This window comes from Maribacter litopenaei (genome assembly GCF_025244665.1).
In the GTDB taxonomy this organism is placed as follows: domain Bacteria; phylum Bacteroidota; class Bacteroidia; order Flavobacteriales; family Flavobacteriaceae; genus Maribacter; species Maribacter litopenaei.
The window spans coordinates 78,999-91,284 of sequence record NZ_CP104205.1; the positions used below are offsets into that span (position 1 = coordinate 78,999).

Below are 12,286 nucleotides of genomic sequence, written 5' to 3' on the forward strand. Positions count from 1 at the left end.
GTTATGTAAATTCTTACTATGCAAGTTATCCCAAATATATTAGTATTTGTTTTTAATTGATGGTTTCTACCATTTTTGCAGGGGCCACTGTGCTGTCATGTTCATTGTAATATTGCTCCAACAATTCCATTGTGGCAGTCATTAAATCTTTTGTTTCCAACAATAATGAGAAATATAAAGTTGTATTTTTTGGGCTAGACTCCTCTGTTCGCGTACGTTCTACTTGTCGCTGTATTTTTTCGGATACCAGATCAAACAACTCCTGTTTCTTAAGCAATACGTCCCCAATCTCTTCAAAAGATTTATTATCAAATGATTTTTGGGTAAGACTCAGTACTTCGTCCAATTTAGAGTCGATTTGTTTAAGTTCCTTTATCTGATTGTATTTTAATTTCTTGTGGTTATTGTTCACATGTTTGTGGCTTACCTTACCTATATACTCCAATGATTGGGCAATATCCGTAAGATGGCCAAGAACGGTTATATAAAAGTTACTTGCGCCTACACTGTTTTCATCCAAGTTTTTAATGAAAAAGAAAATGTTGTCCCTTAGGGAATCTATTTCATTGCTTAGTTTTGCACCTTGTTTTTTGTTTTTCTTCAATAAATCCAAGTCTTGAACCGCCAAACCGTTAATGGTGTTAGTATAGATTTTATTAGTTCTTTTAAGAACATTGGAGATATTGTGGGCGCTTTCTTCAATGACTCCTTGTATTGAGCTACTTTCTGCTTTGTTCAAGGAATATTCCGCCTTTATTTCCTTAGATTTTTTCTTGTGCGAAATGTAATTTCTTGCCAACAGTAGGATTGCCGCGAATAATAGAATTGCAATTGCAGCACCTTTTCCAAAACTAATAAGGGCCAAGATGGTTCCTGAGGCAATAAATGCGATTAGTGCGGTTCCAAACCATCCTCCAATTACATTTAAAACCCCGGCAACCCTATAAACGGCACTTTCTGCCCCCCAAGCCCTATCCGCGAGCGAGGTACCCATGGCTACCATGAAGGTTACATAAGTAGTGGATAATGGTAGTTTATAGGATGTAGCAATGGAAATCAAAATACCCGCCACCATTAGGTTCACTGCTGCTCGTACCATATCAAAAGCTGGCAACTCATGAAATTTATTTTTTGAAAGAGGAATTACTGGCTTCTTAAATCGTTCCTCTATCTTTGCTTGCCAACTTTTAGGTAGAAGATTTGTGGTTACTTCCGAAAGGCCCATAGAAAATCGAACAATACTTCTTGATAAAAAGTTAGGTTGAAATCTTTCTTTTGCCTCACCTTCCCTGGATAGATTTATTTCCGTATCTGCTACATACCTGGCTTTTTTGGATAACCATAGGGTCACCACCATAATGATGCCTGATAAGAATAAAAGAAGGGTGGGGGTAGCTACTGTATTACTTAAAATTTCCATACTGAATTCGGTTGCAGGAATTCCTGAGGATTCCCATTCAATATACGATTGCCAAGCAGCTATAGGTACTCCTATAAAGTTCACAAGGTCGTTACCGGCGAAGGCTAAAGCCAAGGCGAATGTTCCAACTCCAATAATCAATTTGTAGATGTTGGTTTTGGCAAATGTCATTAAAAAGTAGGATATGATTGACCATATCACAAAGTTTGCAGATATGACTGAAATCCATTTTTGTTCTAAAAAGTCCTTTATGGTAACACCACCAATCAAATCAAAACTCTGATCCGCATAAGGTGTTCCTTTGATGCCCTTGAGTAAAATGAAATAAGTAATGGAAGATAGTGCAATACCTCCAAAAATAGCGCCTACCCAAGCTGACTTTTTTTGATAATCATACGACAGCAGAAGTCTCGGATATAAACTGAACTAGGGCACCAATGGTAAAAGCCACCACCACGGATAATAATATTCCCGATATTATTTGAAAAGCCTTTTCGTTATTGATATATTTTACTACTTCTGCTATGCTTCCACTGCTCGCTGCTATTTTTATAAGACCCATGGCAACAGCAGCTCCCAATAAGTTAAAAACGATGGAGACCGTTGTAGAGGTAGGCATTCCCAAAGTATTGAAAAAATCTAATAGTAGAATATCAGTAATCATCACAGCCATAAAAATGAACATGATTTCGTCAAAATAAAATTCTCCAGGATTGAATATACCTTTTCCGGCCACTTCCATTAAACCACTCGAGAATACGGTACCACAAATTATCCCCAAACTAGCTACGATCATAATGGTCTTGAATGAAATGGCTTTAGAGCCAATGGCGGAGTTCAAAAAATTAACCGCATCGTTGCTAACCCCTACCACCAAATCTGCAACAGCCAACGCTGCTAAAGCAATGACAATCAATAAGTAAATGTTATCCATAATTCAAAAAATAATTTTACAAATATCTATAAGAGTACTACTGGCAATGTTACCAAAATGTTATTTTTAAACTAAAAGTGAATATCAAACTGAAGTCTACCCATGAGTCTGTTAGTGTCATTTTCAACAGATAAATAGCTTACGTCCGTCTGTACTTTTAGTTTATGACCAGCAATATACTTGGATAATCCCAAAGTGTATTGATTTTCCGGATTTTTACCCGTGACTATTTCATCCAAATGAATATTTGTAAACCTTCCGGAAACCTCCCAATTATTTTTGAAAAGATAACCGCTCTGCAGGTTAAGACCGGTTCCTACTTGAACCTCGTCACCTGTAGGAGTACCATCAGAATTTTTTGCGATGGGATCTTCTGCAGTTCTATTAGCATATTCGCCCATCAGTGAAAACCCCCTATACTTGAACATGGCGTCAATGAAAATGGTATTGATGTCCGTCCGGTAAAAACCAGTATCATTGACCATATAGGATCCTAGATTGCTCCTGGTCTTTACAGCGTCCTGGTTTGTATCAAAGGTAGCGGCCAACATTAGTTTGGGTGTTTCTTCCCTCTTTAGATCGCTTCCAAAGTAGTCTCCCTTGCTTTTAAAGGCCCCAAAAGGGAGCAGTTCCAATCTTGCCGTATGTTGGTAACCACCTAAATTTCCAGTAGTAACATTCCTTCCTTCACCCATGGAAACTGCTAATTTTTCACGAACCAAAAAGGTATCCGTAAGATTAAAATGATATCTTAACTGTATGCCAAGGTCTCGATCAATGTTAAAACGACTGTTCAGCAATGAGCGGTCTACTTGTTGGAGGTTGCCGGAAGAGATAACGCGTTCAATATTACCCGGTAACTTGGTCTGTCCCATCCAAAATTCAAAATTCCCATAGAAATTCCACATAATAACAGCATCCAATATGTAGCGGGGGGCATTATTGGTAAATTCAGAAGCTCCACCAATGTCCCTATTGGAAAGTCCAAGTTCAATTTTGTATTTTAATTTAGGGGAGTAGGCAAAACCATCGAATTTTAGACGTGCCCTACGGACCAAGAAACTTTGTTCGGGGTCTACCAAGCCATTTTCGGTATCGTCGTCCCAGGTGGCGATTGTAAGGAATTGCATTCTAGTGCCAATCTTCATGCTCCAAGTACTGTCTTTTCCAACTAGATCGAAAAGACCCTTTCCAAATGCTGGTGCATTTGTTTCCTGGGCATTGGAAAAATTAAGACAAAGTGTAAGAATCCCTAGGGATATAAATTTGAATTTCATGAATGCGGGTAATGATTTTTGTCGCTGCAAAGAACTATATCCAATGTTAAGTTAAAGTTGCTTGATTGTTATATGTTTGCTTCAAAAACAAAAAAAGCTACCTTGAAGAAGGTAGCCTCGGAATTCTAGGAAAAAGTCGACAAAAACCATTATCCCTAAGAAATCCTTATGTTTTTAGCATTTTCGAGAATCCATCGAACCTAACTTAACATGATTTTTTTGAATGTTAAGTTTTTGTTAACCGAACTAAAAGCTTGTTTTATTGCGCGAAAAGTGCGATTGTTTTATTTATCCATTTTGGCGCTATCATCCATCATCAAATCAACTGGATTGATAGATTTACCATACAAGGCCTTTTGTAAGTAAATGCTCTGGTCGGCGTTTATTTCTACCATTTGTTCCAGGGTTTCATAGCCAGGGAAGCTTATTTGAAGGATATATTTACCAGGTTCAATAGCTTCAAATTCAAAATTGCCATTAAAATTGGTTCTCGTTTGCCATTCAGTATTCTTTAGCTGTAAGTTGGCCATCATTAGTGGCTCGTTAAAAACTTCAGCATCTAAAACCTTACCTTTTAAGACTCCCGTATTTTGGGCTATTGAAAGAAATGGAATCATAAAGAAAATGCCAATAATCATTACTTTCATATTAATTTGATTTATTTATTGACAAAATAACTTCAACAAGGTTAAATTAAGGTTACGTACTGGTTATCTCTTTATTTTTAAAAGGTTAAGGTATTGGTGTCTTTGCTCAATTCTTAAGTACTTCTACAGCACAAAAAATGTATCTTGCAAGGATTAAATGAGTAACATGAATTGGGAGCAATTACTATCATTGCGAAGAAAGGGCGATGTCAATAAAAGGATAAGGAACGAGCAGAACGAGACCCGTTTGGGTTTTGATGTGGATTACGACCGAATCATATTCTCTGCGGCCTTTAGAAGCCTACAGGACAAAACTCAGGTAATACCTCTTTCTAAAACTGATTTTGTTCATACTAGACTGACCCATAGTTTGGAGGTTTCCGTAGTGGGAAGAAGTCCGGGTAGGTTGGCCGGCCAAAAAATCCTGGATAAACACCCTCATTTAAAAGAGATACATGGCTACAAATTCAATGATTTTGGAGCTATCGTAGCTGCGGCGGCCTTGGCACATGACATTGGCAATCCTCCTTTTGGCCATAGCGGTGAAAAAGCCATAGGCGAGTTTTTCAAGAATGGAAAGGGAAGGATGTTCAAGGAACAATTGACACCTAAGGAATACCAGGACATCATAGATTTTGAGGGCAATGCCAATGGTTTCAAACTATTGACACAGGATAGGGCGGGAGTCTCCGGAGGCTTACGTTTAAGTTATGCCACCCTTGGTGCCTTTATGAAATACCCGAAGGAATCACTACCTAAAAAGCCTACGAAGCATATTTCCGATAAGAAGTTTGGATTTTTTCAGTCAGAAAAGGATGCTTTTTTTGAAGTCGCCAAGGATCTAGGATTATTACAAACCCGTAATGGTGAAGAGATATCTTTCGCTAGGCATCCATTGACCTATTTGGTAGAGGCTGCAGATGATATTTGTTATACCATCATCGACTTTGAGGATGGCATAAATCTCGGTTTAATTTCAGAGGATTACGCCTTGGAATACCTTATAAATTTGGTAAAGGACTCTATAAATACCAAAAAGTATAATACACTTGAGTATAAGGAGGATCGTATCAGTTATTTACGGGCCTTGGCCATAAACACCCTTATTCAAGATGCAGTATCCATTTTTATGGACAATGAAGAAAATATACTAGATGGTACATTCGATGTGTCCCTAATGGACAAAAGCAAGTATGATGCCCAAATACGGGATATTATAAGCTTAAGCGTGGAAAAGGTGTACAAGGATCAAGAAGTTATTGAAAAGGAGATTGCAGGGTATAAGATAATAGCGGACATTTTGGAGGTATATACAGATGCCCTTGTTAAAAAAATGCAGAGCACCGCGTCCAATTATCATCATTTGGTTCTGCAGACGTTACCGGAATTTTATCGAAGAACGAATTTGTCGCTATATGAAACCTTATTGAATACCTGTTGTTATGTGGCAAGTCTATCCGATAGTTCAGCCGTGCATATTCATAATAAAATTACGGGCAAGCAACTTTAAAAATCAACGGCGACACCTACTCCCAAAACTTGTTTAAATTGTATTTTAGGGATACCTGGATCGGTAACGATGCCCGCATCGTTTTGTACTTCGTCAAAAAGGATATCGTCATCATAGATTACATGGGTACCCAAGGTGGTTAATATGTATTTATTGACACGCATTTTTACATTTAATTCCCAGTCAACATCCACATTTCCGAAACTTTTAAGATAATCTGTATATAAATTTAGGCGGCTATTGATATCAATATTCTCTGCAATATTGACTTCCCATTTATGGGTAACCAAGATACCTAGCTCTAGCCGATGGTTTTCCCCTGGTGTAATTACATTTCCATTCGCATCCAATATGGCTTTCTCTACACCAAACGCTCCTTTATCCGCCAAATCTTGATCCAGGACAAAGGTGGATTTTTGGGTCAAAGGGGACATGTATAAGTTGAACTTTTGATTTTTACTGATGTAGGCCGTACCCGCACCAAAGAAGAGATATCCCGGGGCCATGAACCTTGAGATCGGGTTATCCCTATCGGGATATTTATAACCATTGGAGAATTGTGTGTTAAAGTTTAATTGAACGGAATAATACCAATTACTGATCGTATCCCTTCTATAGCCTACGTTGGAACTTAAACGTATCACATCTTCTGTCTTTCTTATTTTTCTACCTTCCTGGGCATTGAGTCCGTACCTAAGTTCAATATTATTATCCCATTTGAAATATCTAAACTTATAGTCCCGAACAAATTTTAGAAATCCCAGTCCGCTGACCGCATTGTCACCCCCCGCGTTCCAATTGACAAAGGCTACCTCGCTTAAGTTGATTCCCAGCATATTTTCCTTGATCCAAAAGGAGGGTACGCGAAATGGATCGTATTTGTCTTTTAAGGGTCTCGTACGTTTAAAAGAGATGACGGGGTTCGTTAGGTTCACTCCCCTGGGAATATGTTTTATTTTTTCCTGGGTTTTTCTAATGACAATGGTATCCACAACTGTAGTATCGATGATAACGGTATCCGGGACTATGGGAGAGGGTATCGTATCCTGTGACAAGGCCATAGTCGAAAAAATAAATAGTAGGCAGAATGTTAGTAGTGAATTGCCTTTAATTGAAATTTTCATAAAAGGTTTTCTATATATGATTTTATGGATTGATTGTCAATGTGTACCAAACGGTACAATTCTTCTTGAGTACCATGAGGGATAAATTCATCGGGAATTCCAAACACCTTTATCGTTTTTTGGATACCTAAACCATTGGCCACTTCCAAAATGCCGCTTCCAAACCCACCAATGGCCGAACCATCCTCTATGGTAATAATATGTTCATAATTATGTAATACCTGTTGTATGCGTTTTTTGTCAAGAGGTTTGATAAACGGAAAGTGGTAATGCCCCACAGTTTTACCTTGTTCAATATTTCCCGTAAATTCTGTGACCTCATTTCCAATGGGATCGGTACTAAGAATGGCGATTTTTGTTCCTTTTTTGATTTCAATAGAAGTCCCAATTGTCATTTTTTCAAAAGGTCGTTTCCAATCCAATAAGACGCCCCTACCTCTTGGATAGCGAATAGCGATAGGATGTTGTAATCCCAATTGGGCCGTGTACATGATATTCCTAAGCTCTACCTCGTTCATTGGCGAGCAAAGCATGAGATTTGGAATACACCGTAGATAGGCAATATCAAAAACTCCATGATGCGTGGGTCCATCTTGCCCCACTAATCCCGCTCTATCCAAACAAAAAACGACCGGTATATTTTGTAAGGCCACATCGTGGATGACCTGATCATAGGCACGTTGCAGGAAAGTGGAGTAAATATTGCAAAAAGGAATCAACCCCGCCGCGGCCATCCCAGCAGCCATGGTTACAGCATGTTGCTCAGCAATTCCCACATCGAAGGCACGTTCGGGATAGTCTCCATCATATACTTTAGGGAACTACCGGTGGGCATAGCAGGGGTAATACCCACGATTTTTTCATTTTTTTGGGCTAGTTCTACCAAGGTATATCCAAAAACATCCTGAAATTTTAGGGGTTGGGGTTGGTCACTTTTTTTAATAAGCTCCCCAGTTCTTTTATCAAATTTGCCTGGGGCATGATAGGTTACCTGATTTTCTTCGGCTTTTTTAAGGCCTCTCCCCTTGGTGGTGATGACATGCAATAATTTAGGCCCGGAAACTGATTTTAAGCGCTCCAGTTCGTTTATTAGCATATGAAGGTCATGCCCATCCACAGGACCGGAATAATTAAAGTTGAGACATTCAAAGATATTCTCATCCTTCGCGGTACCCTTTTTTACATTGGTAAGGTATTTTTTTAATGCGCCAACACTGGGGTCGATTCCTATGGCATTATCATTTAGGATAATGAGGATGTTGGTATCTGTAACACCGGCGTGGTTAAGCCCTTCAAAGGCCATTCCGCTGGCAATGGAGGCATCCCCTATGATGGCAATATGTTGTCTATCTTTTTCTCCTTTTAATTTTGAAGCCAGTGCCATACCCAATATGGCCGATATGGAAGTGGAGCTGTGGCCGGTACCAAAGGCATCATACTCGCTTTCCGCCATTTTTGGAAAACCACTGATGCCGTTAAGCTGTCTATTGGTTTCGAATATTTCCTTCCTGCCCGTAAGAATCTTATGCCCATAGGCCTGATGTCCCACATCCCAAATGAGTTTGTCCTCAGGGGCGTTAAAAACATAATGTAGGGCCACTGTGAGTTCAACTACCCCTAAACTAGCTCCTAGATGTCCTTCCTTTGTAGCTACAATGTCAATGATAAAAACTCGTAGCTCCTGTACCAATTGAGGTAATTGATCCACAGATAACTCTTTTAGATCCCGGGATTGTCTATATGTGCTAATAATGAAGCCACTGGAATATAATTCGTGGCAAAAATACTTCTTTTACGCACCAAAACAATTGTTTTTAAAAGCTAGTGGCCCAGTTCATCTTATTGTATTTTTGAAGTATGATAACACCCTTCGATGATTCGTATTTCATGAAGAAGGCCCTACAAGAGGCCGAGCATGCTTTTGAACAAGATGAAATCCCTGTGGGGGCTGTCATTGTTATCAAGGACAGAATTATTGCTCGAGCACATAACCTCACTGAAAAACTGAACGATGTTACGGCGCATGCAGAAATGCAGGCCATAACGGCGGCAGCCAATTTTTTAGGAGGTAAGTACCTAAGGGATTGTACCCTATATGTAACTTTGGAGCCTTGCCAAATGTGCGCCGGCGCCCTATTCCGGAGCCAAATTTCGAAAATTGTATATGCCGCGGCGGATCCCCATCGTGGTTTTAATGCCATGGGCACCCATTTGCATCCAAAGACGGAAGTGGTAAGTGGTATACTTGAACATGAGGCATCGGATCTTTTGAATAGATTTTTTGAGAAAAAACGTCGATAAATAAGGGGGTATTCATAAAAAAACCACGCAATGCGTGGTTCCAATTCTTCCAAAATGTAATACTTATAATCAAAGAACAGTTACCTGCCCTGCAACTATGCCTTTTCTACCTTCTTGTTCAACGTATTCTACTTTGTCTCCTTCCCTGATCTCCGTTCCGTTAAGAGCGGTCGCATGGACAAATATGTCCTTTCCCGTGTCGTCATTGGTAATAAATCCATAACCTTTGGATTCATTAAAAAATTTTACTGTGCCAGTCATTCAAATAAAAAATTAAATAATTAATACCCTAAAATAATCATTTTTGGGTCAAATTGGGAGAAAATATTAATTTTTGTCTTTCGGAATAGCTTGATTTTCAGTGTTTTTTATCGATTTCCCCTGCATTTTACGAATGTTTTCCTCGGTGAGCATATAATCGTTCATTTTTTTACCGCGGCTTTCCTTAATCAAGAACAAGGGCATGGCCACCAAAAAAAGTCCTACAGTTCCACCCCCTATAAATTTATGTGCGGTGGCTTGTTTTGAATCATCCATGTTAAAACCATAGATGATGCATCCAAATGAGGCGAGGACAATCAGTGTTATAAGATACTTCATGGGACAAAGTTAGGAATTACCTCATTAATAAATGGAATAAGATCGGTATATCAAAAACTGGAAAGCCTAATTGAAATTCTTGATAAGTTGATAGGAGAACTGAACAATTTCCTTGTAGTTTTCCTTACTTATTTTTTCGTCTATTCCGTGAAAGCGAGTCATACTATCCGGGCCTAAGCGTATTGGGTAAAAACGGAAGACATCGTCTGCAACCTCATAAAAATAACGTCCATCGGTGCCGCCACCTACCAAACCTGGTACTACCACACTATTTGAAAATTGATTGCGAATTGTCTGTTCTAATGTTTTATAGGCATCGGAATCTATACTTGAAACTTTTGAAGGGTTTGTCAAAAACCCCACGGGTTCCACCCTAATTTTATCGGAAATGATACTTTCTATATGGTCCTGCACGGATTCAATGGATTCGCCCGGTAGAATTCTAAAGTTAATGGTCGCTTCGGCTACGGTAGGTATTACGTTATTCTTGACCCCTCCGCCAATAATTGTGGGAGCTGTTGTGGTATGGGCGTTCAATGCCTCAAGGATTGGGTCTTTAAATAACCAGGGATTGGCAAATGCCATTCTCTTGAAGAAGGGTAGTTCTGCTCCCATATATTCTAGCTGATAGTCAATAGGTTTGACCAATTTATAAGGTAGTTGATTGTTTTCCAGGTCCACAATGGCCTTTGCAAGCATTCCAATGGTGTTTTCCTTGGGCGGTTGCGAACTATGGCCTCCGTTTGTTTCAACAATCAATCTAAAGGAAGCGAATCCCTTTTCAGCCAAATTTACCATAGCGACGGGATTCTCTATACCTGGTACCAGGTTTTCAGCTAGAAATCCCCCTTCGTCCAAGGCCATAGTGGCATGTATACCTTTTGATTTTAAATATTTTGCTATTTCAGCGGCACCTTTACCGCCACCAACCTCTTCATCGTGTCCAAAGGCAAGATAAATGGTTTGTGAAGGAACGAAGGATTCCTCCAATAATTTTTCCACCGCCTCCATGAGGCCTATCAGGGTGCCTTTATCGTCCAAGGTACCCCTGCCAATGATATGGCTATCCGTAATCGTACCTTCAAACGGTCCTGCTTCCCAATCTTCCAACGTTGGCTGGTCTACAGGACCACATCTTGGTGCGACATTAAAATGAGGGGTTTTTTGGAAAGATCTGAACCTTGCCATGTATATAATAAGCTATACGTGTTTATTTTTTCCAAGTAAAGCTTTTCGTGTACCCTAGGAAAGGTTTCTTCCAAAAACTGATGAAAGCCGAAAAAGGCCGTGGAATCGGGTATAGCGTCCTCACTATAGGAAATAGTCTTGTATTGCAAACCTTTGGATAGGTTCTGATAAATATCATCAGGAAGTTCAACATTTTCAACGGATAAAGGGGCAACTTGTTTGGAACTAAGTTGAAAGGTATTGAACACCAAAATGCCCACTACAACCAGTAGCACGAGCAGCAAAATCAAAAGTATTTTTTTCATAGGGTTGGTTTATTAAGGATAACTAGTTTGGCCTTTTTAAAAGTAAGCAATTTTAATTGGGATTCTAACAATTATTGGGGTGCACCATAGGCAAGTTTATGGGCTTAAATTGGCTTGAAAAATGTTGATTTGAACCTAGACCTATTCTGAAGTAGCCGATTCTTTTGAATTTTTTAAACCTCTTAGTAATAGTTCCATCCCCCATTTTAAAAGCTCTGTCGATTCGGTATTATCCAATCCGCAAACATCCTTGGTAACGATAAGGGGTTCAATACCCATTAAGACGGTAAGTAGATTTGAAAGGTCCTTTTTCAGCTTGGGTGAGAAATCCGTGTCCTCCAGGACCATTTGCAAGGTTTTTTTCCTCCTGGCACCTCTTTTGGGAGTTGAGGTGCTAGAGTCCAAAAAGGTGCTAATGTATTTACGAAATAACTTTTCATGATCTACCGCAAGGGTGTTGTAGTAGTCCTGAACACCAAAAATTTTATCATCTAAAGTTTTGCCTTGAAGATTATCATAAATCATTTCTCGGACTTTTGGTGCTTACATCAAGGGCTGCTTCTGCCGCCAATACATCCGCATTTGAAAAATATCTATAAATGGTGGCTCGGAAATACCTGTTTTTTTTGCAATGTCTTCCAAATTGAATTCCAATCCCTTGTTCAAAAAATTCGGGCACTTTTTAGGATTTTAGCCCTAGTCTCCATCTTTTGATTGGTTCTACCCTTGTTGATGTATTCCTGTTTCATAAGACAAATATCTCATAAAATTTGGTAAAATAAAATATACCCTTATGTTTGTGAGACAAAAATCTCATAAAATGAAAACAACCAACACAAAATGGGTGCTAGGCCACAAGGTGACGCCCCATGACACTACCGGGAATTATGACCTAATGTTTGCAGAAACACCTGCTGGTGTGCAAGGTCACCTCCCCATGTGCACAATTCTTTTAAAGAATCATTTCTAATCATTGAGGG

General features: G+C 39.2%; 12 protein-coding genes and 2 pseudogenes. 3 read left to right on the forward strand and 11 right to left on the reverse strand.

The features are described 5' to 3' along the window. Positions 1-52: 52 nt before the first annotated feature. The 3 genes and pseudogenes from NYZ99_RS00425 to NYZ99_RS00435 form a co-directional block, all read right to left on the reverse strand. A pseudogene (locus tag NYZ99_RS00425) lies at positions 53-2,354 on the reverse strand (inorganic phosphate transporter). A 71-nt stretch (positions 2,355-2,425) separates the two neighbouring features. Then, the gene (locus tag NYZ99_RS00430) at positions 2,426-3,631 is read right to left on the reverse strand and encodes an OprO/OprP family phosphate-selective porin (RefSeq protein ID WP_260572996.1); all 1,206 of its coding nucleotides are present in this window, start codon (positions 3,629-3,631) and stop codon (positions 2,426-2,428) included. A gap of 284 nt (positions 3,632-3,915) precedes the next feature. Then, the gene (locus NYZ99_RS00435; protein ID WP_260572997.1) at positions 3,916-4,278 is read right to left on the reverse strand and encodes a carboxypeptidase-like regulatory domain-containing protein; all 363 of its coding nucleotides are present in this window, start codon (positions 4,276-4,278) and stop codon (positions 3,916-3,918) included. Between the two features lie 166 nt (positions 4,279-4,444). On the opposite strand from NYZ99_RS00435, the gene dgt reads away from it, so the two are divergent. Then, complete coding sequence (gene dgt, locus NYZ99_RS00440; RefSeq protein WP_260572998.1) at positions 4,445-5,788, forward strand: dGTP triphosphohydrolase; 1,344 nt, start codon at positions 4,445-4,447, stop codon at positions 5,786-5,788. Here dgt and NYZ99_RS00445 read toward each other — a convergent pair. Together NYZ99_RS00445 and NYZ99_RS00450 are read right to left on the reverse strand one after the other, a co-directional pair. After that, entirely contained in the window at positions 5,785-6,849 is a 1,065-nt protein-coding gene (locus tag NYZ99_RS00445; protein WP_260572999.1) for a DUF3078 domain-containing protein, read from the reverse strand. The two genes, dgt and NYZ99_RS00445, sit on opposite strands and share 4 nt — an antisense overlap. 59 nt (positions 6,850-6,908) lie before the next feature. After that, positions 6,909-8,665: pseudogene (locus tag NYZ99_RS00450) on the reverse strand (1-deoxy-D-xylulose-5-phosphate synthase). 104 nt (positions 8,666-8,769) lie between these two features. On the opposite strand from NYZ99_RS00450, the gene NYZ99_RS00455 reads away from it, so the two are divergent. Further along, on the forward strand, positions 8,770-9,213 hold the full coding sequence (locus tag NYZ99_RS00455; protein ID WP_260573000.1) for a nucleoside deaminase: 444 nt from the start codon (positions 8,770-8,772) through the stop codon (positions 9,211-9,213). Positions 9,214-9,282: 69 nt separating this feature from the next. Here NYZ99_RS00455 and NYZ99_RS00460 read toward each other — a convergent pair whose 3' ends face one another. From NYZ99_RS00460 to NYZ99_RS00485, 6 genes are all read right to left on the reverse strand, one after another. Beyond that, the gene (locus tag NYZ99_RS00460) at positions 9,283-9,474 is read right to left on the reverse strand and encodes a cold-shock protein (RefSeq protein ID WP_260573001.1); all 192 of its coding nucleotides are present in this window, start codon (positions 9,472-9,474) and stop codon (positions 9,283-9,285) included. Between the two features lie 66 nt (positions 9,475-9,540). Continuing rightward, on the reverse strand, positions 9,541-9,813 hold the full coding sequence (locus NYZ99_RS00465) for a hypothetical protein (protein WP_260573002.1): 273 nt from the start codon (positions 9,811-9,813) through the stop codon (positions 9,541-9,543). 66 nt (positions 9,814-9,879) lie between these two features. Next, on the reverse strand, positions 9,880-10,923 hold the full coding sequence (locus NYZ99_RS00470; RefSeq protein ID WP_260573003.1) for a M20/M25/M40 family metallo-hydrolase: 1,044 nt from the start codon (positions 10,921-10,923) through the stop codon (positions 9,880-9,882). An 11-nt stretch (positions 10,924-10,934) separates the two neighbouring features. Beyond that, positions 10,935-11,306, reverse strand: coding sequence for a zinc-binding metallopeptidase family protein (locus tag NYZ99_RS00475; RefSeq protein WP_260573004.1), 372 nt, complete (start codon positions 11,304-11,306; stop codon positions 10,935-10,937). A gap of 141 nt (positions 11,307-11,447) precedes the next feature. After that, positions 11,448-11,831, reverse strand: coding sequence for a hypothetical protein (locus NYZ99_RS00480; RefSeq protein ID WP_260573005.1), 384 nt, complete (start codon positions 11,829-11,831; stop codon positions 11,448-11,450). After that, positions 11,821-11,985 carry a hypothetical protein gene (locus NYZ99_RS00485; RefSeq protein ID WP_260573006.1) on the reverse strand — a complete coding sequence of 55 codons (165 nt, stop codon included), beginning with the start codon at positions 11,983-11,985 and terminating at the stop codon, positions 11,821-11,823. The genes NYZ99_RS00480 and NYZ99_RS00485 overlap by 11 nt, the downstream gene beginning before the upstream one ends. Before the next feature lie 141 nt (positions 11,986-12,126). Here NYZ99_RS00485 and NYZ99_RS00490 point away from each other — a divergent pair, with 141 nt between their 5' ends. Then, positions 12,127-12,276, forward strand: a complete 150-nt coding sequence (locus NYZ99_RS00490) for a hypothetical protein (protein WP_260573007.1) — start codon at positions 12,127-12,129, stop codon at positions 12,274-12,276. The last annotated feature ends 10 nt before the right edge of the window (positions 12,277-12,286 follow it).

Bases quoted from the DNA above. Each gene is read 5' to 3' on its own strand.
- NYZ99_RS00430 (WP_260572996.1), bottom strand. From the start codon at position 3,631: ATGAAATTCAAATTTATATCCCTAGGGATTCTTACACTTTGTCTTAAT.
- NYZ99_RS00435 (WP_260572997.1), bottom strand. From the start codon at position 4,278: ATGAAAGTAATGATTATTGGCATTTTCTTTATGATTCCATTTCTTTCA.
- dgt (WP_260572998.1), top strand. From the start codon at position 4,445: ATGAATTGGGAGCAATTACTATCATTGCGAAGAAAGGGCGATGTCAAT.
- NYZ99_RS00445 (WP_260572999.1), bottom strand. From the start codon at position 6,849: ATGGCCTTGTCACAGGATACGATACCCTCTCCCATAGTCCCGGATACC.
- NYZ99_RS00455 (WP_260573000.1), top strand. From the start codon at position 8,770: ATGATAACACCCTTCGATGATTCGTATTTCATGAAGAAGGCCCTACAA.
- NYZ99_RS00460 (WP_260573001.1), bottom strand. From the start codon at position 9,474: ATGACTGGCACAGTAAAATTTTTTAATGAATCCAAAGGTTATGGATTT.
- NYZ99_RS00465 (WP_260573002.1), bottom strand. From the start codon at position 9,813: ATGAAGTATCTTATAACACTGATTGTCCTCGCCTCATTTGGATGCATC.
- NYZ99_RS00475 (WP_260573004.1), bottom strand. From the start codon at position 11,306: ATGAAAAAAATACTTTTGATTTTGCTGCTCGTGCTACTGGTTGTAGTG.
- NYZ99_RS00480 (WP_260573005.1), bottom strand. From the start codon at position 11,831: ATGATTTATGATAATCTTCAAGGCAAAACTTTAGATGATAAAATTTTT.
- NYZ99_RS00490 (WP_260573007.1), top strand. From the start codon at position 12,127: ATGAAAACAACCAACACAAAATGGGTGCTAGGCCACAAGGTGACGCCC.